This is a genomic window from Streptomyces sp. HP-A2021, assembly GCF_022807935.1.
GTDB classification, from domain to species: Bacteria; Actinomycetota; Actinomycetes; order Streptomycetales; family Streptomycetaceae; genus Streptomyces; species Streptomyces afghaniensis.
On the sequence record NZ_CP094344.1, the window covers coordinates 3230799 to 3255401 of the forward strand.

Annotated in this window: 26 protein-coding genes; 6 read left to right on the forward strand and 20 right to left on the reverse strand. The window is 70.1% G+C overall.

Annotation, left to right across the window (positions count from 1 at the left end):
* Positions 1 to 10: 10 nt before the first annotated feature.
* The 4 genes from MQE23_RS14520 to MQE23_RS14535 form a co-directional block, all read right to left on the reverse strand.
* The gene (locus MQE23_RS14520; protein WP_243379345.1) at positions 11 to 2506 is read right to left on the reverse strand and encodes an ATP-binding protein; all 2496 of its coding nucleotides are present in this window, start codon (positions 2504 to 2506) and stop codon (positions 11 to 13) included.
* 265 nt (positions 2507 to 2771) lie between these two features.
* Positions 2772 to 3095 carry an STAS domain-containing protein gene (locus MQE23_RS14525; RefSeq protein ID WP_003993003.1) on the reverse strand — a complete coding sequence of 108 codons (324 nt, stop codon included), beginning with the start codon at positions 3093 to 3095 and terminating at the stop codon, positions 2772 to 2774.
* Positions 3096 to 3245: 150 nt separating this feature from the next.
* Positions 3246 to 4094 carry a 3-hydroxyacyl-CoA dehydrogenase family protein gene (locus tag MQE23_RS14530; RefSeq protein WP_020272609.1) on the reverse strand — a complete coding sequence of 283 codons (849 nt, stop codon included), beginning with the start codon at positions 4092 to 4094 and terminating at the stop codon, positions 3246 to 3248.
* A 126-nt stretch (positions 4095 to 4220) separates the two neighbouring features.
* Positions 4221 to 4862, reverse strand: a complete 642-nt coding sequence (locus MQE23_RS14535; protein ID WP_020272608.1) for a TetR/AcrR family transcriptional regulator — start codon at positions 4860 to 4862, stop codon at positions 4221 to 4223.
* Positions 4863 to 4941: 79 nt separating this feature from the next.
* Here MQE23_RS14535 and MQE23_RS14540 point away from each other — a divergent pair, with 79 nt between their 5' ends.
* The 3 genes from MQE23_RS14540 to MQE23_RS14550 are packed head-to-tail and all read left to right on the forward strand — an operon-like array spanning position 4942 to position 7076.
* Positions 4942 to 5724: an ATP-binding cassette domain-containing protein gene (locus tag MQE23_RS14540; protein WP_243379346.1), complete on the forward strand. Its 783-nt coding sequence runs from the start codon at positions 4942 to 4944 to the stop codon at positions 5722 to 5724.
* A 16-nt stretch (positions 5725 to 5740) separates the two neighbouring features.
* Positions 5741 to 6490, forward strand: coding sequence for an ABC transporter permease (locus tag MQE23_RS14545; RefSeq protein WP_020272606.1), 750 nt, complete (start codon positions 5741 to 5743; stop codon positions 6488 to 6490).
* Between the two features lie 13 nt (positions 6491 to 6503).
* Positions 6504 to 7076, forward strand: coding sequence for a cob(I)yrinic acid a,c-diamide adenosyltransferase (locus tag MQE23_RS14550; RefSeq protein WP_010040132.1), 573 nt, complete (start codon positions 6504 to 6506; stop codon positions 7074 to 7076).
* Between the two features lie 3 nt (positions 7077 to 7079).
* Here MQE23_RS14550 and MQE23_RS14555 read toward each other — a convergent pair whose 3' ends face one another.
* Together MQE23_RS14555 and MQE23_RS14560 are read right to left on the reverse strand one after the other, a co-directional pair.
* A complete protein-coding gene (locus tag MQE23_RS14555; RefSeq protein WP_020272605.1) occupies positions 7080 to 7268 on the reverse strand; it encodes a DUF5708 family protein in 189 nt (62 codons plus the stop codon).
* Positions 7265 to 7843 (reverse strand): hypothetical protein, encoded by a 579-nt coding sequence (locus MQE23_RS14560; RefSeq protein ID WP_020272604.1) that lies wholly within the window; start codon positions 7841 to 7843, stop codon positions 7265 to 7267. Before MQE23_RS14560 ends, MQE23_RS14555 begins: the two co-directional genes overlap by 4 nt.
* 152 nt (positions 7844 to 7995) lie before the next feature.
* On the opposite strand from MQE23_RS14560, the gene MQE23_RS14565 reads away from it, so the two are divergent.
* The 3 genes from MQE23_RS14565 to MQE23_RS14575 all read left to right on the forward strand — a co-directional run bounded on the left by MQE23_RS14565 (position 7996) and on the right by MQE23_RS14575 (position 11785).
* Positions 7996 to 9189 carry a histidine kinase gene (locus MQE23_RS14565; RefSeq protein WP_020272603.1) on the forward strand — a complete coding sequence of 398 codons (1194 nt, stop codon included), beginning with the start codon at positions 7996 to 7998 and terminating at the stop codon, positions 9187 to 9189.
* A complete protein-coding gene (locus MQE23_RS14570; protein WP_020272602.1) occupies positions 9186 to 9827 on the forward strand; it encodes a response regulator transcription factor in 642 nt (213 codons plus the stop codon). Before MQE23_RS14565 ends, MQE23_RS14570 begins: the two co-directional genes overlap by 4 nt.
* 134 nt (positions 9828 to 9961) lie before the next feature.
* A complete protein-coding gene (locus tag MQE23_RS14575; protein WP_037669157.1) occupies positions 9962 to 11785 on the forward strand; it encodes a glycoside hydrolase family 18 chitinase in 1824 nt (607 codons plus the stop codon).
* Between the two features lie 6 nt (positions 11786 to 11791).
* On the opposite strand, the gene MQE23_RS14580 is transcribed toward MQE23_RS14575, so the two are convergent.
* The 14 genes from MQE23_RS14580 to MQE23_RS14645 form a co-directional block, all read right to left on the reverse strand.
* On the reverse strand, positions 11792 to 12238 hold the full coding sequence (locus tag MQE23_RS14580) for a DUF2550 domain-containing protein (RefSeq protein WP_037669156.1): 447 nt from the start codon (positions 12236 to 12238) through the stop codon (positions 11792 to 11794).
* Positions 12239 to 12368: 130 nt separating this feature from the next.
* Positions 12369 to 12746 carry a F0F1 ATP synthase subunit epsilon gene (locus tag MQE23_RS14585; RefSeq protein WP_010040145.1) on the reverse strand — a complete coding sequence of 126 codons (378 nt, stop codon included), beginning with the start codon at positions 12744 to 12746 and terminating at the stop codon, positions 12369 to 12371.
* A gap of 130 nt (positions 12747 to 12876) precedes the next feature.
* Entirely contained in the window at positions 12877 to 14313 is a 1437-nt protein-coding gene (gene atpD / locus MQE23_RS14590; protein ID WP_020272599.1) for a F0F1 ATP synthase subunit beta, read from the reverse strand.
* A complete protein-coding gene (locus tag MQE23_RS14595) occupies positions 14314 to 15231 on the reverse strand; it encodes a F0F1 ATP synthase subunit gamma (RefSeq protein WP_020272598.1) in 918 nt (305 codons plus the stop codon).
* 20 nt (positions 15232 to 15251) lie between these two features.
* On the reverse strand, positions 15252 to 16841 hold the full coding sequence (atpA, locus tag MQE23_RS14600) for a F0F1 ATP synthase subunit alpha (protein WP_020272597.1): 1590 nt from the start codon (positions 16839 to 16841) through the stop codon (positions 15252 to 15254).
* A 124-nt stretch (positions 16842 to 16965) separates the two neighbouring features.
* Positions 16966 to 17781: a F0F1 ATP synthase subunit delta gene (locus MQE23_RS14605; RefSeq protein WP_020272595.1), complete on the reverse strand. Its 816-nt coding sequence runs from the start codon at positions 17779 to 17781 to the stop codon at positions 16966 to 16968.
* Positions 17778 to 18326, reverse strand: coding sequence for a F0F1 ATP synthase subunit B (locus MQE23_RS14610; protein WP_086852629.1), 549 nt, complete (start codon positions 18324 to 18326; stop codon positions 17778 to 17780). Before MQE23_RS14610 ends, MQE23_RS14605 begins: the two co-directional genes overlap by 4 nt.
* A 38-nt stretch (positions 18327 to 18364) precedes the next feature.
* Positions 18365 to 18604 (reverse strand): ATP synthase subunit C, encoded by a 240-nt coding sequence (locus MQE23_RS14615; RefSeq protein ID WP_053670587.1) that lies wholly within the window; start codon positions 18602 to 18604, stop codon positions 18365 to 18367.
* A 67-nt stretch (positions 18605 to 18671) separates the two neighbouring features.
* Entirely contained in the window at positions 18672 to 19442 is a 771-nt protein-coding gene (atpB, locus tag MQE23_RS14620) for a F0F1 ATP synthase subunit A (RefSeq protein WP_243382630.1), read from the reverse strand.
* Between the two features lie 273 nt (positions 19443 to 19715).
* Positions 19716 to 20153 carry a hypothetical protein gene (locus MQE23_RS14625; RefSeq protein WP_037669155.1) on the reverse strand — a complete coding sequence of 146 codons (438 nt, stop codon included), beginning with the start codon at positions 20151 to 20153 and terminating at the stop codon, positions 19716 to 19718.
* A 330-nt stretch (positions 20154 to 20483) separates the two neighbouring features.
* Positions 20484 to 21827, reverse strand: coding sequence for an MraY family glycosyltransferase (locus tag MQE23_RS14630; RefSeq protein WP_243379347.1), 1344 nt, complete (start codon positions 21825 to 21827; stop codon positions 20484 to 20486).
* A gap of 129 nt (positions 21828 to 21956) precedes the next feature.
* Positions 21957 to 23195, reverse strand: a complete 1239-nt coding sequence (gene glyA, locus MQE23_RS14635; protein ID WP_020272589.1) for a serine hydroxymethyltransferase — start codon at positions 23193 to 23195, stop codon at positions 21957 to 21959.
* 71 nt (positions 23196 to 23266) lie between these two features.
* Complete coding sequence (locus tag MQE23_RS14640; RefSeq protein ID WP_037669145.1) at positions 23267 to 23947, reverse strand: low molecular weight phosphatase family protein; 681 nt, start codon at positions 23945 to 23947, stop codon at positions 23267 to 23269.
* Positions 23944 to 24591 (reverse strand): L-threonylcarbamoyladenylate synthase, encoded by a 648-nt coding sequence (locus MQE23_RS14645; protein WP_020272587.1) that lies wholly within the window; start codon positions 24589 to 24591, stop codon positions 23944 to 23946. Before MQE23_RS14645 ends, MQE23_RS14640 begins: the two co-directional genes overlap by 4 nt.
* Positions 24592 to 24603 lie beyond the last annotated feature (12 nt).

Below are 24603 nucleotides of genomic sequence, written 5' to 3' on the forward strand. Positions count from 1 at the left end.
TGTGCGGCCGTCAGATGACCGGGTCCGGGCTGCTCTGCGGCGCGCTCGCGGTGGTGCTCGTGGGGGCGCTCGGCGCCGGGCCGCTGGCCGTGTCCGAGGTGGACGGCTGAGAGGTCGGCGGCTCGGACGTCGGCGGCTGCGAGGTAGGCGGCTCGGACGTGGGCGGCTGTGAGGTCGGCGGCTTGGAGGTCGTCGGAGGCTTCGACGTCGTGGGGGGCTTGGACGTCGTCGGCGGCTTGGACGTGGCGGGCGGCTTCGAGGTCGTCGGCGGCTTCGACGTCGCCCCGGTGTCGCTGGGGCTCGGGGAACCGCTGGGATCGCCCGTCGGCGTCGGATCGTCCGAGGTGCCCGGCGTGCCGTCCGGACCCGGGTCGGTCGGGCGGCTCGTCGCTGCGCCCGTGTCGCCGTTGCTGTCGTTCGCCGGCCGGTCGGCACCCAGGCTGCCGTCGTCGACGCCCTGGCTGGCCGAGGGGTTGACGCCGACCTGGTCGGACGGCGGGTTCTTGTCCTTGTCGGATGTGGCGCCGAGGGTCACGACCGTGCCGAGCACGGCGACGAGCAGGGCACCGGCGCCGGCGGCCACGAGGTTGCGCCGGGCCAGGCCCTTGAGTCCACCCCGGGCCTTGCGCGAGGGCGCGGGCGAGTTCTGGCGGGTGACCAGGGTCGGCGAGGGCGGCTGCTGGAGGGTCGGGAAGGCCGCCGGGACACCGCCGGCCGGGGACGCCGACTCCTCGTACCGGGCGTCGGGCACCTCCTCCCCCGCGGTCGGCCCGACCCCGATCGGCGTGCCCGAGCGGTCGGCGACCAGGGCGAGGGCACGACGGCCGGCGACGGTGCCCCTCTTGTCGGAGAGGGCACCGCGCAGGCCGATGGAGGCCTCCAGTTCGGCACGGGCCCGGTCGAGCTGTCCGCCGCACAGGGCGAGGATGCCGAGCTCGTGGTGGAAGTAGGCCCGTTCGGCGACGTCGCCGGCGAGCCGGGCGGCCTCGGCGCCGGCGTGCAGGGCGCGTTCCCAGGCGCTCCAGTGCAGTCCGGCGGCGAGCGCGGGCGCGGCGGTGCGCGCCAGGTGCACGGCCGGGCTCTCCTCGTCCTCGGCGGGCGGGCTGGTGAGCGGCTCGAGCACGGCCAGGGCGGCCAGGAGCGCGTCGGCCTCGGCGCACACGCGTTCCGGGGTGACCGAGGGGTGCCCGGCCCACCAGGAGTAGTGCTGGGCGGCGCTGCGGGCGCCGGCCTCGGCCTCGTCGGCGTAGCCGGCGGCCTCCAGCTGGGTCAGGACACCGGCGGCGAGCCGGTAGCGGGAGCCGACCGGGGAGACCAGGCCGCAGGAGGCCAGTTCGCCGAGCGCGGCGTCCGCGTGGGTGTCGCCGACCAGGGCGGGCAGATGCGCCTGGTGCGGCACCTCGCCGCCGAGGGCGACGGCGAAGCGCAGGGTGGCGCGCGCGGAGGCGCTCAGCCGGGAGGCGAGCAGCGGCGCGGGCGCGGCGGCCTCGCCGAGCGAGGGCAGCGGTACGTCGTCGCCGTCGGCGGCGTCGTACGCGTCGGTGGCGTCGGCCGGGGGCGCGTCCTCGAAGACGCCGAACTCGTCGACGGCGCCCGTCCCGGCGCGCAGCCGGTCCCGCTGCCGCAGCAGGGCGCCGGCCTGCACGAAGCGCAGCGGCAGGCCCTCGGACTCGAACCAGAGGTCGCCCGCCCAGTTGGACTCCTCGTCGGTGAGGGACCGGCCGACGGCGTGTTCCAGCAGGTCGAGTCCGGCAGCGCGCTCCAGGCCGCCGAGGAAGACCTCTTCGACGGCGGCGTCGGCGGAGGGCGCCGGCACGACCGGCGTGGCGCCGAGCAGGAAGGCGCACTCGGGGGTGGCCTCCAGCAGCTCGTCGAGCGCGGCGCCGCCGAACTCCAGGTCGTCGACGACGACGACCGCGCCGATCTCCCGGACAAAGGTGAGCAGTTCGTCCCGTTCCGGGCGGTGCAGGGGGGCGTTGTACACCGCGTAGAAGAGGTCGTACAGCAGGTCGCCGGAGCTGCGGCCGAAGCCGTTCAGGCGGACGACGCCGTCGGGGGCGAGGTCGGAGCAGTCCTCGCCCACGAGGTCGAGGAGACGGGTGCGGCCGCAGCCGGCGGGGCCGGTGAGGCGGACCGAGCGGCCGCGCGCGAGCAGGCGCACGAGTCGCTCGCGTTCGTCCTGGCGGGCCAGCAGCGGCAGGCTGGGCTGCGCGGGGCCGGGCGGAACGGGCGGCCGGGCCGCGCGCTCCGCCTCGACGCGCTCCGCCGTCGTGAGCTTCGCGGGCCGGGCGGGCCGTTCGGCGGGCGGGCAGACCTCTATCTCGCTGCCGTCGACGGGGTTGACGGTCAGCAGGAAGTCGCCGGAGACGAGCTGCACCGTGCGGGCGAGCGCGGGCGCGTGCTGACTGAAGTCGGGTGTGAGGGATTCCCTGGGCGGGCGCTGACGCGGCGACCGCTCGTCGCCGTCGTGGCCGTACTCCTCGGGTCCCCGGGTGTTCGGGTCCATAGGTCAAAGCCCCCCAAAAGCGTGTGTGTGCTCCGAAAAGCCCTCCCGGCCTTGCTGCACACCGCGCTGTCGCTTCTGGTCCGGGCCCGCTGGAAGGGTGTCAGGCAGCGGGCAGCCGAACCCTAAACCTTCGCACAGTATCTACGACAGTCCGGGGTACCGCGCCGTCCGAGACGTCACGGTCTGGTGAGGATTGTGCGCGTCGCACGATCGGCGATGTCCGTCCGGGTCTCCCCGGTCGCCCGGTTCACACCCGCACAGAACGTCACACGCGAGGCAATGTCTCCACCCCGATGCCTCCCTCGATCGCCAGGATCCGGTGCAGGCGGGTGGCCACCAGCAGGCGCTGCATCTGCGGCGGCACGCCGCGCAGGACCAGGCGCCGGCCGCAGCGGCCGGCCCGCCGGTGAGCCCCCATGATCACACCGAGTCCGGTGGCGTCCCAGGAGTCCAGTTCGGACAGGTCCAGCACCAGGTCGCCGACTCCGTCGTCGACGGCCGAGTGCAGGACCGTACGGGCGTCCGCCGCGCTCCGGACGTCGAGGCGGCCCCCGACGACCAGCTCGGCGTGGTCGCCCCTGATGTGCATATGCGCTCCCCGTGCGTGCGTCTCGTGCTCCGCGTTTCTGATGCCGGTGATGCAACCTCTGACTGCGTGAGGGGGGCAGAGGTTGCTTCTTGTAAGCGAACCGATACCGAATTCACCCGGGGGTGTGATGCCCCCGGGGCATGTGCGGTTTCAGTGCTTGTAGAAGCCCTGCCCGCTCTTGCGCCCGATGTCACCGGCGTCAACCATCCGGCGCATCGACTCGGGAGCCGCGAACTTCTCGTCCTGGGACTCGGTGTAGATGTTGCTCGTGGCGTGCAGCAGGATGTCGACGCCCGTCAGGTCCGCCGTCGCCAGCGGGCCCATGGCGTGGCCGAAGCCCAGCTTGCAGGCGAGGTCGATGTCCTCGGCGCTCGCCACGCCCGACTCGTGCAGCTTGGCCGCCTCGACGACCAGGGCGCAGATGAGACGGGTCGTCACGAAGCCGGCGACGTCGCGGTTGACGACGATGCAGGTCTTGCCGACCGACTCGGCGAACTCCCGGGCGGTGGCGAGGGTCTCGTCACTGGTCTTGTAGCCGCGGACCAGTTCGCACAGCTGCATCATCGGCACGGGCGAGAAGAAGTGCGTGCCGACGACCCGCTCGGGGCGCTCCGTCGCGGCCGCGATCTTGGTGATCGGGATGGCGGAGGTGTTGGAGGCGAGGATCGCCTCGTCCTTCACGATCTTGTCGAGCGCGCGGAAGATCTCGTGCTTGATCTCCAGCTTCTCGAACACGGCCTCGACGACGACGTCCGCGTCGGCCACGGCGTCCAGGTCGGTGGTCGCGGTGATCCTGGCGAGGGCGGCGTCGGCGTCGTGCGCCTCCAGCTTGCCCTTGGCGACGAACTTGTCGTACGAGGCCTTGATGCCGTCGGTGCCCCGCTTCAGCGCCTCGTCGGTGACGTCGCGCAGGACCACGTCCCAGCCCGCCTGTGCGGAGACCTGGGCGATGCCGGATCCCATGAGGCCGGCTCCGATGACGGCGAGCTTCCGTGCCACTGTGCGACTCCCCTGACGCGCTGTATATGTCTGCCTCTCGGGCGGACACTAGCGCTCGTGAGGGCCTGTGTGACCAGTAAGTAATGCGCGTCACGTCTCACATGACGGACATCACACCAGCAGGGGTCATCCCGCGCCACGGACGGCGTAGTTGAGCACCTTCTCGCTCAACAACTCCTCCATGTCGTCGAGGAGCACGAGCATCTCCCGTGACACTTCGTCCGGGTTGCGCCCCTTGGTCATCTCGCGGCCGATCGCGACGAAGACGGTGCCGTGGACCCAGCAGATCTGACCGGCGATCAGCCCCGGCAGCGGATCGGCGTCCCCGGCAGCCGTCTCCTCGCGGAGGGTCGCCTCCAGGTTGTCCTGGACCTCCTGCTGGATGCTCCACAGCCGGGAGCGCAGCGGCGGCGCCTCCTCGATGCAGCGCATGAAACGGTCGTAGCCCTCGACGAGGCCCATGCGGGGCGAGACGGCCTCGATCTCGGCGCGCAGTTCGCGCAGCACCGCCCGGGCGGCCGACTCCCCCGCGTCCCGGCCGCGCACCCAGCGGGAGAGCCGGTCGACGACCCCCTGGGAGCGGTCGAAGAAGAGGTCCTCCTTGGCCGGGAAGTAGTTGTAGACGGTGTTCACGGAGACGTCGGCCGCCTCCGCCACGTCCGCGATCGTCACGGTCACGAACCCGTGCTCCAGGAACAGACCGGTGGCGATGTCCGAGATGCGCTGCCTGGTCTCGCGCTTCTTCCGCTCCCTGAGCCCCTCTGCCATGCCCGAATCCTAGCTTTCCTGGTGACTATCAAAGATTGGGGTCATTGCAAACTTTAAGAGACTCTGTTTTTCTGGGGGCATGGCAATCATCAGTACGGCCGGACTGGCCCGTACCTTCCGGACCAAGCACGGTCCCGTGGACGCCGTGCGCGGCATCGACCTGACCGTCCGTGAGGGCGAGATCCTCGGCTTCCTCGGCCCGAACGGGGCCGGCAAGACGACGACCCTGCGGATGCTGACGACCCTGCTGGAACCGACCGGCGGCGCCGCCACCGTCGCGGGCTGCGACCTGGCGACAGACCCGGCCGGGGTACGGCGGGCCTGCGGCTACGTCGCGCAGTCCGGCGGGGTCGACCCGCAGATCACCGTGCGGGAGGAGCTGATCACCCAGGGGCGTCTGTACCGGCTGACGAAGGCGCGGGCCGCCGAGCGCGCCGGGGAACTCGCCCGCGACCTGGATCTCACCGAGCTCCTCGACCGCAAGTGCGCCGCGCTCTCCGGCGGGCAGCGGCGCCGCCTGGACATCGCGATGGCGCTCACCCACCGCCCGAAGGTGCTGTTCCTGGACGAGCCGACGACCGGTCTCGACCCGGGCAGCCGGGCCGGCCTGTGGGACGTGGTGCGCCGGCTGCGCGACGAGCACGGCACGACCGTCTTCCTGACCACGCACTACCTCGACGAGGCCGACGCCCTCTCCGACCGGCTGGTCGTCGTCGATCACGGGGTGGTCGTCGCCGAAGGCACCCCGAGCGCGCTGAAGCTCCGGTACGGCGGCTCGATCGACGCCTCGCTCCAGGACACCTTCCTCGCCATCACCGGCCGCAGCGCCGCGCCGGCCGACCAGACTCCCGTCGCCGTCTAGGACACAGAGGACTCTGATGCTGTTGCACGACACCGCGCTCGTCTACGGGCGTTATCTCCGCCAGTCCCTGCGCTCCCGCTTCGCGCTGCTCTTCGGCGTGCTGATGCCGCTGCTGTACCTGCTGTTCTTCGGCCCCCTGCTGACGGATCTGCCGCTCGGCGGGCGGGGCAGCTCCTGGCAGCTGCTCGTGCCCGGCCTGCTGTTGCAACTGGGCCTCTTCGGGGCGTCGTTCGCGGGCTTCTCGATCCTCATCGAGAAGGGCCACGGGGTGGTCGAGCGCATGCGCGTCACCCCCGTCAGCCGGCTGGCCCTGCTGCTCGGCCGGGTGCTCAGGGACGCCACGGTGTTCGTCTTCCAGGCCGTGCTGCTGGTGCTGGCGGCGATGGCGATGGGCCTGCGGGCCCCGCTGCCCGGCGTCCTGATCGGGTTCGGCTTCGTCGCCCTGCTCTCGCTCTCGCTGGCCTCGCTGTCGTACGCGCTGGCCATGAAGCTGCACACCCCGCAGACCTTCGGCCCGGCGATCAACGCGCTGACCATGCCGTCGATGCTGCTGTCCGGGCTGATGCTCCCGATGAGCCTGGGCCCGGCCTGGCTGGACGTGCTGTCGCACCTCATGCCGTTCCGCTATCTGGTCGACGCCGTCCGCGACGCCTACGTCGGCTCCTACGCCACGGCACACATGCTGTACGGCGTGCTGGTGGCCGTCGGTTTCACGGCGCTGTCCGTGACAGTGGGCACACGCGTGTTCCGAACGGCCGGAGCGTAACTACGCTGGCCACATGGTCAATCTGACGCGCATCTACACCAGGACCGGCGACCAGGGCACCACCGCCCTCGGCGACATGAGCCGGGTCGCCAAGACCGACCTGCGGATCGCCGCGTACGCCGACGCCAACGAGGCGAACGCGGTGATCGGCACGGCGATCGCGCTGGGCGGCCTGGACGAGGAGGTCGTCAAGGTCCTCACCCGCGTGCAGAACGACCTGTTCGACGTGGGCGCGGACCTGTCGACGCCGGTGGTGGAGAACCCGGAGTTCCCGCCCCTGCGGGTCGAGCAGTCCTACGTCGACAAGCTGGAGGCGGACTGCGACCGCTTCCTGGAGGGCCTGGAGAAGCTCCGCTCCTTCATCCTCCCCGGCGGCACCCCGGGCGCGGCCCTCCTCCACCAGGCGTGCACGGTGGTCCGCCGGGCGGAGCGCTCGACCTGGGCGGCCCTGGAGGTCCACGGCGAGGTCATGAACCCCCTGACGGCCACCTACCTCAACCGGCTCTCCGACCTCCTGTTCATCCTCGCGAGGACAGCGAACAAGGAGGTCGGGGATGTGCTGTGGGTGCCGGGCGGGGAGCGCTGACCCTCACGTCCTGCGCCGCGCCCCCTGCCACAGCCCGGCGGCGACCAGCGCGCCGCCGACGCACATCATCACGACGCCGACCTTCGTGAGGGTGAAGACGGGGATCTCCACGTCACCGGTGAACAGCCACAGCCCCAGGCCGATCACCAAGGTGACGGCGCCTTCCACCAGGTTTCCGCGGGCCTTGGTCATCGCCGCACCTTCTCCTTCTCCGGCGTCATCTCGGACTCCCCTGCGGGCGCCTTCCGCGGCCAGATCCAGTAGCTCAGCGCGATCAGGCCGTGGATGCCCGCCGCGCGCCAGGCCACATAGCGCCAGCTCTCCAGGGATGTGACGCGGCTCGGGTCGTCCACGTACCAGATGGCGAGCTGGAGCAGCACGGTCGCGACGGCCGCGCCCAGCAGCGTGCCCAGCCAGATCCGGCCCTCGTGACGCGCCCGGGCCATGCCGTGGGCCGGGGGCTTCGGTGGCGGCGGGGCTCCGCCGAGGCGGTGGGCCGCGTGGCCGTCGAGCCACTGCACGGTGCGGTGGCCGTGACCGACGGTGTAGCCGATGTACAGCGCGGCCAGCCCGTGCGTCCAGTTCGGCTCGGCCCCGTTCTTCAGGTCCAGCGCGGTGACGACCAGCAGGACGACCTCCAGTACCGGCTCGCACAGCAGCAGCGCCAGTCCCGTACGCCGCATGCGCAGCAGGTAGCGGAAGGCCAGTCCGGCCGCCAGCAACACCCAGAAGCCGATCTCACAGGCGGCGATCAAGGCGACGATCACGATGCGCTCCTCTCGGTCACCCTTCCAGGCTCCCGGTCGGCGCGGCCGGAATCGTCGTCGCGACTGACGAACCCGCGGTACATCGAAAGATGCAGCGACGGACCCTCCGCGGGGTCCACGCACACGGCGGGACAGCCGTGTTGGATGGTGGCATGGCCGTACGACTCCCCCGCCCACGCCGTTTCGACGTCCACGTCGCGCTCGGCGCTCTGCTCGGCGGGCTGCTGCTCTGGGGCGTCGGTCTGGCCACCCGTCCGCACACCGAGGCGTACGTGTTCCTGCCGGGACGCTGGCCCGTCCTGCTGCCGCTGCTGGTCATGGCCGGCTGCGAGCTGCTGCGCCGGACCGCCCCGCGCATCGCCCTGCTGATCGGCACGGCCGCGATCGTCCTGGACACCGTCACCCAGGGCAACCTGGTCACGATCCTGATGTACACCGACCTCATGTATGCGGCCGTCCTGTACGGCCCGCCCGCCTCGGCCCACCGCATCCCGAGGATCACCGGGCTGCTGTCGGTCGTCGGGGCGGTGGTGCCGTTCGCGTTGTGGCGCGAGCCCGAGGCGCTGCTGATCGGCGTGGTCACCGGCCTGGTGGCCTTCGGACCCGCCGCGACCGGCCTGATCGTCCGCAACCATCGCGACGCCGCCGAGGCGGCCCGGCTGCGCGCCGAGCAGACCGCGCTGCTCGCCGAGATGGACCGCACCCAGGCGGTCACCGCCGAACGCGCCCGGATGGCCCGCGAACTGCACGACATGGTCGCCAACCACCTGTCCGCGATCGCCATCCACTCCACGGCCGCGCTCTCCCTGGACGACTCGAAGACCTCCCGGGAGGCCCTGAGCGTCATCCGCGAGAACAGCGTGGCGGGACTCGCGGAGATGCGCCGGCTCATCGGGATCCTGCGGGACTCCGCCGGCGACGTCGCCCCGGTCGCCGCCCCCACGCTCGACGGACTCGGCGCTCTGGTCGAGGGCGCCCGCACCAACGGCCTCGACGTCACGCTCGACGCCGCTCACGACACGGTCCCCGCGCCCGTCGAACTCGCCGCCTACCGCATCGTCCAGGAGTCCCTCACCAACGCCCTCAAGCACGCCGGACCCGGCCGGGTCGCGGTGTCCGTCGCCCAGCGGGACGGCCTGCTGACCGTCGCGGTGACCAGCCCGTACGGCGACCGGGACGGGCCGAGCGCCCCCGGCTCGGGCGCCGGTCTGGTCGGCATGCGGGAACGCGCCGCGCTGCTGGACGGCACGTTCGAGGCCGGCCCGGAGGACTCGCTCGACGGCAAGATCTGGGCCGTACGCGCCACTCTGCCCGTCCACGACACCGTCGAAGGAGAACCCGAATGATCCGCGTCCTGGTCGCCGAGGACCAGTCGGCCGTCCGCGCAGGTCTGGTCCTCATCCTGCGCAGCGCGCCCGACATCGAGGTGGTCGGCGAGGCGGCGGACGGCGAACAGGCGGTGGCGCTGGCCCGGGAGCTGCGGCCGGACCTGGTGCTGATGGACGTTCAGATGCCGCGGCTGGACGGGGTGTCGGCGACGCGGCAGGTGGTGGCGCAGCGGCTCGCCGACGTGCTGGTGCTGACCACCTTCGACCTCGACGAGTACGTCTTCGGGGCGCTGCGGGCGGGCGCGTCCGGCTTCCTGCTCAAGGACACCGAGGCGAAGGACCTGCTGGAGGCCGTGCGGACGGTGGCGCGCGGGGAGGGGCTGATCGCCCCGGCGGTCACGCGGCGGCTGATCGCGGAGTTCGCGGCGAAGCCGGCCCGGGAGCCCGCGGCCGACCCGGCCGTCCTCGACCGGCTGACCCGGCGTGAGCGCGAGGTGCTGTCCTGTCTCGGCGAGGGCCTGTCCAACGCGGGGATCGCCGAGCGGCTCGACATGGCCGAGGCGACCGTGAAGACGCATGTCAGCCGCCTGCTGGGGAAGCTGGAGCTGCGCAGCCGGGTACAAGCGGCGGTGCTCGCGCAGGAGTTGGGGATCTGACGGGTCGCTGACCGCTCCAGGTCATGGTGGTCCAGACCTATTGACCGGTGGTCCAGACCTTTCTATTCTCACCGCACCATGAGTGGGCGTGAGGCTCAGTCACGCCCCCAACAACTCCATCGAGGAGGCGCAGCATGCGCTTCAGACACAGAGCCGCGGCAGGGTTCGCGACCCTGTTGCTCCCGCTGGCCGGTCTCGTCGGCCTCGCGAGCCCGGCCCAGGCCGCGACATCCGCCACCGCGAGCTACACCAAGACGCAGGACTGGGGCTCCGGCTTCGAAGGCAAGTGGACGGTGAAGAACACCGGCACCACGACCCTCAGCTCCTGGACCGTCGAGTGGGACTTCCCCTCCGGCACGTCCGTCACCTCCGCCTGGGACGCCGACGTCACCTCCTCGGGCACCCACTGGACCGCGAAGAACAAGTCCTGGAACGGGACCCTCGCCCCCGGCGCCTCCGTCTCCTTCGGCTTCAACGGCACCGGCACCGGGTCCCCCGCGAAGTGCAAGCTCAACGGGGGCAGCTGCGACGGCGGCACCACGGAACCCGGCGACAGCGCACCCAGCGCCCCCGGCACGCCGACCGCCTCCGACATCACCGACACGTCGGTGAAACTGTCCTGGTCCGCCGCCACGGACGACAAGGGCGTCAAGAACTACGACGTCCTGCGCGACGGCACCAAGGTCGCCACCGTGACGGGCACGTCGTACACCGACACGGGCCTGACCAAGGGCACCGACTACTCCTACTCCGTCCAGGCGCGTGACACCGCCGACCAGACCGGCCCGGTCAGCGGCGCCCGCGCGGTGCGCACCACCGGCGGCACGACCGAGCCGCCCAAGGGCGACAAGGTCAAGCTCGGCTACTTCACCGAGTGGGGCGTCTACGGCCGCAACTACCACGTCAAGAATCTGGTGACCTCGGGCTCGGCCTCGAAGATCACGCACATCAACTACGCCTTCGGCAACGTCAAGAACGGCCAGTGCACGGTCGACGACACCTACGCCGCCTACGACAAGGCCTACACCGCCGACCAGTCCGTCAGCGGCACCGCCGACACCTGGGACCAGCCGCTGCGCGGCAACTTCAACCAGCTCCGCCAGCTCAAGGCCAAGTACCCGCACATCAAGGTGCTGTACTCGTTCGGGGGCTGGACCTACTCGGGCGGCTTCGGCCAGGCCGCCGCCAACGCCGCCGCCTTCGCCAAGTCCTGCAAGGCCGTCGTGGAGGACCCGCGCTGGGCCGACGTCTTCGACGGCATCGACATCGACTGGGAGTACCCCAACGCCTGCGGCCTGACCTGCGACACCTCAGGACCCGCGGCCTTCAGGAACCTGATGCGGGCCCTGCGCGCGGAGTTCGGCCCCGACTACCTGGTCACCGCCGCCATCACCGCCGACGGCTCCTCCGGCGGCAAGATCGACGCGGCCGACTACGGCGGCGCCGCGCAGTACCTCGACTGGTACAACGTGATGACGTACGACTACTTCGGCGCCTTCGACAAGGACGGCCCGACCGCCCCGCACTCCCCGCTCACCTCGTATCCCGGCATCCCGCAGGCCGGCTTCAACTCGGCCGACGCGATCGCCAAGCTGAAGGCGAAGGGCGTCCCGTCCGCAAAGCTCCTGCTCGGCATCGGCTTCTACGGCCGCGGCTGGACCGGCGTCACCCAGTCCGCCCCGGGCGGCACGGCCACCGGCCCGGCGCCCGGCACCTACGAGGCCGGCATCGAGGACTACAAGGTCCTCAAGAACTCCTGCCCGGCCACCGGCACCATAGCGGGCACCGCGTACGCGCACTGCGGCAGCAACTGGTGGTCGTACGACACTCCCGCCACCATCGGATCGAAGATGGCGTGGGCCAAGAACCAGGGCTTGGGCGGGGCCTTCTTCTGGGAGTTCAGCGGCGACACCGGCAACGGTGAACTGGTGACGGCCGTCAACAACGGGCTCGGCTGAGAACAGCTAGGCAACATTGACGCGCTGACCGGGCGGGGCTGCCTCAAGCCACGCGAGGAAACCGGTCAGCGCGTCCTCGCTCATGGCCAGCTCCAGCCGGGTGCCCCGGTGCAGACAGACCAGGATCACATGATCGGACAGCAGCGCCAGCTCCTCCTCGCCCTCCGGGACCCGGCGGCCGGCCACCTCGATCGCGGAACGCTCCAGGATCCGGCGCGGGCGCGGCGAGTAGGAGAAGACCCGGAACCACTCGACGCGGTCGCCGTTGTAGCGGGCCACCCCGTACGCCCAGCCCTTGCCGTTGGAGTCGCCCTGCTCCGGGGCGTCCCAGCGCAGGCTGGCGTCGAAGGTGCCGCCCGAGCGCTGGATGAGCCGGCGGCGCAGACCAAAGACGAACAGTCCCACCACCACGAGGGCCACGACAATTCCGCACACAGTCAGAGCGAGGACCATCGACACCGACCTCCTCGTCTCCTAGGTAACGGAACGTAAAAAACACCCACATCCACCTCAGCCGCGGCTGGGTCCGGATCTCTCCGGTACCCAACCGCGGCTGAGTGACGTCATCACACGACGGGCTGAGTCAGCGCGCCGCCGTGGCCGTACGCAGACGGACGTCCGCGCGGCGCTGGGCCTCCGCGTCGTCCTCCGCCTTCGCACGCTCCAGCTCCTGCTCCGCGCGCTGGACATCGATCTCGTCCGACAGCTCCGCGATTTCGGCCAGCAGCGAGAGCTTGTCGTCCGCGAACGAGATGAAACCGCCGTGGACCGCGGCGACGACCGTCCCGCCATCACTCGTACGGATGGTCACCGGGCCCGACTCCAGCACACCGAGCAGCGGCTGGTGACCGGGCATGACGCCGATGTCGCCGGACGTGGTGCGCGCGACGACCAGGGTGGCCTGGCCGGACCAGACCTCACGGTCGGCCGCGACCAGCGCGACGTGCAGCTCAGCAGCCAAGGGTGGCTCCTCGGGTCACCACCCGGCGGGAGTGCCGGGTGTTGGTTACAAGTCTAGTAGGCGTGGCGGAGGGGGCGGGACGCGCCCGCCCCCTCCGTCATGAGCACGAGGCTCATATCGAGCGCGAGGCTCAGGAGACGCCCAGCTCCTTCGCGTTCTTCTTCAGGTCCTCGAGACCACCGCACATGAAGAACGCCTGCTCCGGGAAGTGGTCGTACTCGCCGTCGCAGATCGCGTTGAACGCGGCGATCGACTCGTCCAGCGGCACGTCCGAACCGTCCACGCCGGTGAACTGCTTGGCGGCGTGGGTGTTCTGGGACAGGAAGCGCTCCACGCGACGGGCACGGTGGACGACGAGCTTGTCCTCCTCGCCGAGCTCGTCGATACCGAGGATCGCGATGATGTCCTGCAGGTCCTTGTACTTCTGCAGGATGTTCTTCACGCGCATCGCGGCGTTGTAGTGGTCCGCCGAGATGTACCGCGGGTCGAGGATCCGGGACGTGGAGTCCAGCGGGTCCACGGCCGGGTAGATGCCCTTCTCGGAGATCGGACGGGAGAGCACCGTCGTCGCGTCGAGGTGGGCGAAGGTGGTGGCCGGGGCCGGGTCGGTCAGGTCGTCCGCGGGGACGTAGATCGCCTGCATCGAGGTGATCGAGTGACCACGGGTCGAGGTGATGCGCTCCTGGAGGACACCCATCTCGTCGGCCAGGTTCGGCTGGTAACCCACCGCGGAGGGCATACGGCCGAGCAGGGTCGACACCTCGGAACCGGCCTGGGTGAAGCGGAAGATGTTGTCGATGAAGAACAGCACGTCCTGCTTCTGGACGTCACGGAAGTACTCCGCCATCGTCAGGCCGGCCAGGGCCACGCGCAGACGGGTGCCCGGGGGCTCGTCCATCTGGCCGAAGACCAGGGCGGTCTTGTCCAGAACGCCGGACTCTTCCATCTCCGCGATGAGGTCGTTGCCCTCACGGGTGCGCTCGCCGACGCCCGCGAAGACGGAGACGCCCTCGTGGAGGTTGGCGACACGCATGATCATTTCCTGGATCAGCACGGTCTTGCCGACACCGGCACCACCGAACAGACCGATCTTGCCGCCCTTGACGTACGGGGTGAGAAGGTCGACGACCTTCAGGCCCGTCTCGAACATCTCGGTCTTCGACTCGAGCTGGTCGAACGCGGGGGCCTTGCGGTGGATGGACCAGCGCTCGCCCTCGTAGGCCTCGTCGCTGTTCAGCACCTCACCGAGGGTGTTGAACACCTTGCCCTTGGTGAAGTCGCCGACCGGGACGGAGATGCCCGCACCGGTGTCGGTCACCGGGGCCTGGCGGACCAGGCCGTCGGTGGGCTGCATGGAGATCGCGCGGACCAGGCCGTCACCCAGGTGCTGGGCGACCTCCAGGGTCAGCGTCTTCTTCTCGCCCGCGAGAGCCGGGTCGGCGACCTCGACGTGCAGGGCGTTGTAGATCTCGGGCATCGCGTCGACGGGGAACTCCACGTCGACGACCGGGCCGATGACCCGGGCGACGCGGCCCGTAGCCGTCGCGGTCTCAACAGTGGTGGTCATTTATCGGTCACTCCCCGCGGTCGCGTCGGCCAGGGCACTGGCGCCACCGACGATCTCGCTGATTTCCTGGGTGATTTCGGCCTGGCGGGCCTGGTTGGCAAGCCGGGTGAGCGTCTCGATGAGCTCTCCGGCGTTGTCGGTGGCCGACTTCATCGCGCGCCGCGTGGCGGCGTGCTTGGAGGCGGCCGACTGGAGCAGCGCGTTGTAGATCCGGCTCTCCACATAGCGCGGCAGCAGGGCGTCCAGGACGTCCTCCGCCGAGGGCTCGAAGTCGAACAGCGGGAGGATCTCGCCCTTGGGCTTCGCCTCCGCCGCGACCTCGTCGAGGCTGAGCGGCAGCAGCCGGGCCTCGATGGCCGTCTGCGTCATCATCGACACGAACTCGGTGTAGACGATGTGGAGCTCGTCCACGCCGCCTTCCGCCGTCTCCGTCTCGATCGCCTCGATCAGCGGGGCCGCGACCTTCTTGGCGTCCGCGTACGACGGGTCGTCGGTGAAGCCCGTGAACGACTCCGCGACCTTGCGCTCGCGGAAGTTGTAGTGGGCGAGACCACGGCGGCCGACGATGTAGCTGACGACCTCCTTGCCCTCACCTTCGAGCTTCGCCGTGAGCCTCTCCGCGGCCTTGATGGCGTTGGAGTTGAAGGCGCCGGCCAGACCGCGGTCGCTCGTGAGGAGCAGGACCGCGGCACGGGTCGAGTTCTCCGGCTCCGTCGTCAGCGGGTGCTTGGTGTTCGATCCGGTGGCCACCGCCGTGACCGCCCGGGTGAGCTCGGTCGCGTACGGCGTGGACGCCGCCACCTTGCGCTGCGCCTTGACGACGCGCGAGGCGGCGATCATCTCCATCGCCTTCGTGATCTTCTTGGTCGCGGAGACGGATCGGATGCGACGCTTGTAGACCCGGAGCTGTGCTCCCATGAGTCAGGTCCCTTCCGTCGTCACTTGCCGGCAGCCGGGGCGTCCTCGCCGAGCAGCTTGCCGTCGGAGGTCTCGAACTGCTTCTTGAACTCCGCGATGGCGTCGGCCATGGCCTGGAGGGTGTCGTCCGACATCTTCCCGCCCTCGCGGATGGAGGTCAGCAGGCCCTGCTCCTTGCGGTGCAGGTACTCCAGCAGCTCCTTCTCGAAGCGGCGGATGTCGGCGACCGGAACCTCGTCCATCTTGCCGGTGGTGCCGGCCCAGATGGAGACGACCTGGTCCTCGGTGGCCATCGGCTGGTACTGCGGCTGCTTCAGCAGCTCGACCATGCGCTGACCACGCTCCAGCTGCGCCTTGGACGCGGCGTCCAGGTCGGAACCGAAGGCGGCGAACGCCTCCAGCTCACGGAACTGGGCGAGGTCCACGCGCAGACGGCCGGAGACCTGGCGGATCGCCTTGTGCTGGGCGGAACCACCGACTCGGGAGACCGAGATACCGACGTTCAGCGCGGGGCGCTGACCGGCGTTGAACAGGTCCGACTCCAGGAAGCACTGACCGTCGGTGATGGAGATGACGTTGGTCGGGATGAACGCCGAGACGTCGTTGGCCTTGGTCTCGACGATCGGCAGACCGGTCATCGAGCCGGCACCCATCTCGTCGGAGAGCTTCGCGCAGCGCTCCAGCAGACGGGAGTGCAGGTAGAAGACGTCACCCGGGTAGGCCTCACGGCCCGGCGGGCGGCGCAGCAGCAGCGACACGGCGCGGTAGGCGTCGGCCTGCTTCGACAGGTCGTCGAAGATGATCAGGACGTGCTTGCCCTGGTACATCCAGTGCTGACCGATGGCCGAACCGGTGTACGGCGCCAGGTACTTGAAGCCGGCCGGGTCGGACGCCGGGGCGGCGACGATGGTCGTGTACTCCAGCGCGCCGGCCTCCTCCAGAGCGCCGCGCACGCCGGCGATGGTGGAGCCCTTCTGGCCGATGGCGACGTAGATGCAGCGGACCTGCTTGTTCGGGTCGCCCGAGCGCCAGTTGTCGCGCTGGTTGATGATCGTGTCGACGGCCAGGGCGGTCTTGCCGGTCTGGCGGTCACCGATGATCAGCTGACGCTGGCCACGGCCGATCGGGGTCATGGTGTCGACGGCCTTGTAGCCCGTCTCCATCGGCTCGTGCACCGACTTGCGGACCATGACGCCCGGAGCCTGAAGCTCCAGGGCGCGACGGCTGTCGGTCTCGATCTCGCCGAGGCCGTCGATCGGGTTGCCGAGGGGGTCCACCACGCGGCCGAGGTAGCCCTCGCCGACCGCGACGGACAGGACCTCGCCGGTACGGCTGACCGGCTGCCCCTCCTCGACGCCGCTGAACTCGCCGAGGACGATGGCACCGATCTCGCGCTCCTCGAGGTTGAGGGCGAGGCCGAGGGTGCCGTCCTCGAACTTCAGCAGCTCGTTGGCCATGGTCGAGGGCAGGCCCTCGACCTTCGCGATGCCGTCGCCGGCAAAGGTGACCGTACCGACCTCCTCGCGCGAGGCCGCGTCCGGCTTGTACGCCTGGACGAAGTTCTCCAGCGCGTCCCGGATCTCCTCCGGCCGGATCGTGAGCTCCGCCATCTGGGTTCCCTGCTCTCCTTGTTGGGCCCGAAGTTTCTTAGGGGGTCTGGGGGCGACCCCCAGGATTCTTCTGCACGGCCCAACCAGGGCCGTCGTAAGTACGTAATGCCTATTGAGTTGCTGCTCAGCTCGTGAGCCGGCGGCTGGCGTCCTCGATGCGGTCCGCGAGGGAGCCGTTGATGACCTCGTCGCCGACCTGCACCCGGATTCCGCCGAGGACCTCGGGGTCCACGTCCAGGTTGAGGTGCATCTTGCGGCCGTAGAGCTTCGCGAGGGCGGCGCCCAGGCGCTGCTTCTGCGCGTCGCTCAGCGGTACCGCCGAGGTGACGGTGGCGACCATGCGGTCCCGGCGCTCGGCGGCGAGCTTGGACAGGGACTCCAGTCCCGACTCCAGGCTACGTCCCCGCGGCGCGGCGACAAGGCGCGTCACCAGACGCTCGGTGGCCGCCTGTGCCCGGCCGCCGAGCAGGCTGCGCAGCAGCTCGCTCTTGGCCGAGGTGGTGGCCTTGCGGTCGGTCAGCGCGGCGCGCAGCTCGGTGCTGCCGGAGACGATCCGGCCGAACCGGAACAGCTCGTCCTCGACGTCGTCGAGCTTGCCCGCCTTCTGCGCGGCGGTGAGGTCGGCGGTGCTGGCCAGCTCCTCCAGGGCGTCCACCAGGTCGCGCGACTGCGACCAGCGGGAGCGCACCATTCCGGCGACCAGGTCGGCGGCCGGGCCGCTGACCTGGGTGCCGAGCAGGCGCTGGGCCAGTTCGGCCTTGGCCTCACCGGCCTGCGCCGGGTCGGTGAGGACCCGACGCAGCGACACCTCGCGGTCGAGCAGCGCGGTGACGGCGGCCAGTTCGTCGGCGAGCGCGCCGGCGTCCACGGACGTGGAGTCCGTCAGCGCGTCGAGACGCTCTCGTGCGGCTGCCAGGGCCTCGCGGCTCGCTCCATTCATCGGCCGGCCTCGGCCTTCTCCTCGAGGTCGTCGAGGAACCGGTCGATCACACGGCTCTGGCGGGCGTGGTCCTCGAGGGACTCGCCGACGAGCTTGCCGGCCAGGTCGGTGGCGAGCTTGCCGACGTCCTGGCGGAGCGCGGACGACGCGGCCTTGCGGTCGGCCTCGATCTGGGCGTGACCGGCGGCGACGATCTCCTCGCGCTGACGCTGGCCCTCGGCCCGCATCTCGGCGATGAGCGCGGCACCCTGCTCCTGCGCCTCCTGGCGCAGACGCGCGGCCTCGTGCCGGGCCTCGGCGAGCTGTGCCTTGTACTGCTCAAGGACGCTCTGGGCCTCGACCTTCATGGTCTCGGCCTCTTCGATACCGCCTTCGATCGCCGCGCGGCGCTCCTCCAGAACCTTGTTGATGTTCGGAAGCAGCTTCTTCCAGAAGAAGAAGAACACGATGGCGAAGGCGATGGTGCCGACGAGCAGCTCGGGGCCCGGAGGAACGAGCGGGTTCTGCTCTTCCTCGGCCGCCAGCTGCACCAGGTTGGCGATCACATCAGTGCCTTTCGTCGATACGTGTCGGTAGGGAAGTCTTACTTCGTACCGAACACGAACGGCATGACGATGCCGATGAGGGCGAGCGCCTCGCAGAAGGCGAAGCCCAGGATCTGGTTGGCGCGGATCAGGCCCGCGGCCTCGGGCTGGCGGGCGAGGGCCTGGGTGCCGTTACCGAAGATGATGCCGACGCCGATGCCGGGGCCGATAGCCGAGAGGCCGTAACCGACGGAACCGATGGAACCGGAGACAGCGGCGAGGGTCTCAGTGGCAGCCATGCTGAATCTTCCTTCTCTTAACGGACCGGTGGGGGTTGGCCACCGGACGACCGGGGTGGGGTGGGGCTCAGTGGTGCTCGGCGAGAGCGCCCTGGATGTACGTGCAGGCGAGGAGTACGAAGACGTACGCCTGGACGGCCTGCACGAAAAGCTCGAAGCCGATCATGGCGATGGTCATCACGAAGGAGACACCGGCCGCCGGGACCATCCAGCTGTTCAGGAGGTACCAGGAGGCGACGGTGAACATGACCAGCATCAGGTGGCCGGCGAACATGTTGGCGAACAGTCGCACCGCGTGCGTGAACGGCCGGACAAGCAGGTTCGAGAAGAACTCGATGACCATCACGAGCGGCAGCACCGGGCCGAGCGACTTGTCGTAGCCGGTGACGTTCTTGAAGAACCCGACGAAGCCGTGCCGCTTGAAGGTCAGCGAGACCCACGTCACGTAGACGATCACGGCGAGGACCGCCGGGAACGCGATGATCGACGACACCGGGAACTGCGCCAGCGGGACCACGGACCAGATGTTCATGATCCAGATGAAGAAGAACAGCGAGACCATGAACGGTACGTACTTCTCGCCCTCCTTCTTTCCGAGGGTCTCGTAGACGATGCCGCGGCGGACGAAGTCGTATCCGGCTTCACCGACCATCTGCAGCTTGCCCGGCACCACCTTGGCCTTGCCGAAGGCCGCGTAGAAGAAGCCGATGATGAGAATGGTCGTGATGATGGCGAGCAGCATCACCTTGTTGAACTCGAACCCCCCGACCGTGGCGAGCGGCTTGAAGAGGAACGAGTGCAGGCCCGGAGCCGGAAAACCACACCCGTTGTCGGACATGATCCGACAGCTCCAGTCAAAGGCGAGCTGGGTCTGGTCAGCACTCACCGCGGGCTCCTTCGGCGTGACGCATGGGTACGGCAACCTCGTTGTGTCGGCGCGGCGCGCAGCCGCGGGTCGGCACCGGACTGGTGTTACGGATGTGGGGGCGGCTGAGGGGCATCGAGCCTCGCGTTCGAGCAGGCGTCAGCTCAGATGCCCGCGCCCGCGATGCCGCAGTTGGCACCGGACGATAGCAGGAGTTCCCAGTGCTCTTTATCGCGCCCCTACTCGTCACGACGGGGACCCGGTCTTCTCGGGCTTCTCACTCTTCTCGGAGTCCGGGTCGATGTAGAAGATCTTGGCCTTCATGTGCGCACGAGCCTGCGCAGCCATCCACACGACGGTCGCGACGACGAGCCCGGCGGCGAACGTCCTCGCGTTGAAGAATGAGGTGTCCTTGAAGAGGGCGACGAAAATGAGGAGCAGCAGCAACTGGGCCGTGTAGAGCATCAGCCCCATGGCCTGGAACAACTGCGGGAGCGTTTTTGCCGTCCGCTGGAGGACGTACAGACCGATCCCCATGAAGAGGATGGCCAGGGCCGTGCCGACGGCTGCTCCGAGGGCTCCCTTGCCTCCGGCCAGCACGCCGCTGACGGCGACGGCGACCACACCGGCAGCCGCTGTGGGCACAGCGCACTGCAGAAGGTTCCGGGCGTCATTGGACGGCATGGCGGCAACTCCGCTTTCGCAGGGGGCAGGGGTGTCGTCATGGACGAGCGTAGTCCCGGGCTGAGTGGAGACCTCACACCAATGGACCGTCGCACTGCGGTCCTTCGGCTCTATCCGGGGGTTCTCGTGAACCGTATCACAAACTATTTGATGCAGTCTTTACCTGAAGGTGTGCGGGCTGTCACACATGAGAGTGAAGCCGCGCGTCTGTGCAGGAACGGCGCCGACTTGTCTGGTATTGGGCGCTTCGCACCCCCATCACAACCCCACGGCTTGGCAATGCTCTAGTCAGATTCTTACCTTGTCCCGGCTCTTACCTTGCCCGGGGCCTTACGGGGTCCCGGCCTTGCGCCGGTCCGCAAGCCGCGAACGGGCGCCGATGGCGGTGGCCCCGTTGACTCCTGAGACTCCCGACACCACCGGGGCGCGGTCCTCACGCGCGACCGGGGCCGCCTGCTCGGCGGCGGTCGCCGGCGTCGAGGCCTCGGGCGCCAGGGCCGGGACCCCGCGGCGCCGGTAGCGCGGCGGCACGAACCGCTCCATCCAGCGCGGGGCGCGCGGCGTGAAGCGCGGCAGCAGGAGCAGGGCCAGGCCGATCGCGCTGAGGAACACGACGCCGAGCACGATCCACATGGACGCCGAGTTGACCGAGTAGGCGAGCGCGCCGAAGGCGATCAGCGCCGACCAGAAGTACATGATCAGCACGGCCCGGCTGTGCGAGTGGCCGATCTCCAGCAGACGGTGGTGCAGGTGGCCGCGGTCGGCGGCGAACGGCGACTGGCCGCGCCAGGTGCGGCGCACGATGGCCAGGATCAGGTCGGCGGCCGGGACCGCGATGATCGTCAGCGGCAGCAGCAGCGGGATGTAGACGGGAACCGTCTGGTGCACGGCCTCCTTCTCCGACCCGACGTACAGGTTGAGCGCGTCCGGGTCGACCTGCCCCGTGACGGAGATCGCGCCCGCGGCCAGGACCAGGCCGATCAGCATCGAGCCGGAGTCGCCCATGAAGATCCGCGCCGGGTGCATGTTGTGCGGCAGGAAGCCCAGGCACATGCCCATCAGGATCGCCGAGAAGAGCGTGGCGGGGGCGGCGGCCTCGACGCCGTACGAGTACCAGATCCGGTAGGCGTACAGGAAGAACGCGGTGGCCGCGATGCAGACCATGCCGGCCGCGAGGCCGTCCAGGCCGTCGACGAAGTTGACCGCGTTGATCGTGATGACGACCAGCGCCACCGTCAGCAGGGTGCCCTGCCACTGGGTGAGCGCCACCGAGCCGATGCCCGGGATCGGCAGCCACAGGATCGTCAGACCCTGCACGACCATCACGCCCGCGGCGATCATCTGGCCGCCCAGCTTGATCAGGGCGTCGATCTCGAACTTGTCGTCCAGCACACCGATCAGCCAGATCAGGGCCGCCCCGGACAGCAGCGCCCGGGGTTCGTTCGAGGCCTGGAAGACCTGGTTGAGGTTGGTCAGGTGGTCGGCGACCAGCAGGCCCGCGCACAGGCCGAAGAACATCGCGATCCCGCCGAGCCGCGGAGTGGGTTCCCGGTGCACGTCACGTGCCCGGATCTCCGGCATCGCTCCGGCCACGATCGCGAACTTCCGTACCGGCCCTGTCAGCAGATACGTCACCGCGGCCGTGATGCAGAGCGTCAGCAGGTATTCACGCACGGGCTTCCCCACAGGTCTCGCTGGCCATCTCAGCCCCACACCCTAGCGATGCGCGCATATGTGTGGGGACTTCCGGGTAGCGACGATGGTTGCACGAGTAGCTGTGCACCCTGGTGCGCTTACCCCGTCTCAGCGGGGATACGGCGGAAATCCACCGGCCAGCTCCCGCACTTCTTCACGGGCCCTCGCGGTCTCGGTCACGCCCCTGAGCACCCCCGCGAGCAGCTTGGCGATCCGCGCCATCTCCGCCTCGCCCATGCCCTGCGTAGTGACGGCGGCCGTGCCCAGCCTGAGTCCCCGGGCGTCGCCGTGCGGCAGCGCGCAGCAGTCCATGACCAGGCCGGCGGCGGCGAGACGGCCCCGGGCGGTGCGGCCGTCGACGCCGAGCGGCGCCGGGTCGGCGGTGATGAGATGGGTGTCCGTGCCGCCCGTGGTCACGGCCATGCCCTCGGCGGCCAGCCGGGCCGCGAGAACCCTCGCATTGGCGACCACCTGATGGGCGTACACGGCGAACGCCTCAGTTGCCGCCTCCCCGAACGCGACCGCCTTGGCGGCGATGGTGTGCATCTGCGCGCCGCCCTGTGTGAAAGGGAACACGGCCCGATCGACCCGCTCGGCCAGCTCCGCGCGGCACAGGATCATGCCGCCGCGCGGGCCCCGCAGCACCTTGTGAGTCGTGGCACAGACGATGTCCGCGTACGGCACCGGGTTCGGCGCCGCTCCCCCGGCGACCAGCCCGATGGGATGCGCGGCGTCCGCGACGAGGTATGCGCCCACCTCGTCGGCGACCTCGCGGAAGAACGCGTAGTCGATGTGCCGGGGGTAGGCGATCGAGCCGCACACGATCGCCTTGGGGCGACGCGTACGCGCCAGGGTGCGCACCTGCTCGTGGTCCATCAGCCCGGACTCGGCATCCACGCCGTATCCGACGAAGTCGAACCAGCGGCCGGAGAAGTTCGCCGGCGACCCGTGCGTGAGATGACCGCCGTACGGCAGGCCGAGGGCGAGGACGGTGTCACCGGGGCGCAGCAGGGCGGCGTAGGCGGCCAGGACGGCCGAAGAGCCGGAGTGGGACTGGACGTTGGCGTGCTCGGCGCCGAACAGGGCCATGGCCCGGTCCACGGCGACGCGTTCGGCGACGTCGGCGAACTCGCAGCCACCGTGGTGCCGCGCTCCGGGGTAGCCCTCGGCGTACTTGTTGGCGAGGGGCGAGCCGAGGGCGGCCAGGACGGCCGGCGAGCTGAAGTTCTCGGCGGCGATCAACTGGAGCGTCGTCGCCTGCCGCTCCCGCTCGCCGAGCAGGATGTCGGCGAGTTCGGGGTCCTGGCGGCGCAGGAGGTCGGCCTCGATGGCAGGGGTGACCGTCATGGTGGGCTCCGGGCGGCGTCGACGGTGACGTACGTCCAATGTAGGCCCGGGGCCCCCGGGGCGCGCGGTCGTTACGTCTTTGCGGGGACGCCCGTGAGGGCCGTGACGACCGGATCGAGTGCCTGGTGTATCTCGTCGCCGATGGACCGGAAGAACGTCAGGGGCGCCCCGTACGGGTCGTACACCTCGTCCGCCTCGGCGTTCGGGGCCAGCAGCCACCCGCGTAGAGCCGCCGCGGCACGCACCAGCGCACGCGCGCGGGTGACCACGCCCTCCTCCAGGGGCGGCAGGGTCGTCGGGTCGATGGCCTTCACCAGACGGGTGAACTCCTTGAGCGTGAAGGTCCGCAGGCCCGCCGAGTGCCCCATGGAGATGACCTGCGCCCGGTGGTCCCGGGTGGCGGTCAGCACCAGGTCGGCGCGGATCACGTGCTCGTCGAGGAGTTCGCGCCCGGTGAAGCCGGAGGCGTCCGCGCCGAAGTCGGCCAGCACGGTCTCCGCATTGGCCTCCATGGGGGCGCCCTCGTGACCCCAGGTGCCCGCGCTCTCCACGATCAGCCCGCCGCCCAGGATCCCGAGCCGCTCCCGCACGAAATGGCGGGTCAGCCGCTCGGTGATGGGCGAGCGGCACACGTTGCCGGTACTGACGTGGAGGATGCGGAAGCTGTCGCGCGGAAGCCCCACGAACGTCGTCGTGATCTCCGCCGCGCTTTCCCCGTTGCCTATGCCACGCCCCGCTCCAGGGGCCGTCAATTCGCCACCTCGAGGTCGGGTACTACCTTTCGCAGCTCTTCCGCGGAGAGCGCGCCGGCGCGCAGCAGCAGCGGCACCTCACGGGTCACGTCGACGATCGACGACGGGACGTTGCCGGGGGTCGGGCCGCCGTCGAGGTAGACGGAGACGGAGTCGCCGAGCATCTCCTGCGCGGCGTCGCAGTCCTCCGGCGCCGGGTGGCCGGTCAGGTTGGCGGAGGAGACGGCCATCGGGCCCACCTCCGTCAGCAGCTCGATGGCGACGGGGTGCAGCGGCATGCGCACGGCGACCGTGCCACGGGTGTCGCCCAGATCCCACTGGAGGGACGGCTGGTGCTTGGCGACGAGCGTCAGCGCGCCCGGCCAGAAGGCGTCGACCAGCTCCCAGGCCAGCTCCGAGAAGTCCGTGACGAGCCCGTGCAGCGTGTTCGGGGAGCCGATGAGGACGGGCGTGGGCATGTTGCGGCCCCGGCCCTTGGCCTCCAGCAGGTCGGCGACCGCCTCCGAGGAGAACGCGTCGGCGCCGATGCCGTACACCGTGTCCGTCGGCAGCACCACGAGCTCGCCACGGCGGACGGCGGACGCTGCCTCACGCAGACCGGTCACACGGTCGGTCGCGTCGTTGGTGTCGTATCGCCGTGCCATCTTTAGCTGGCC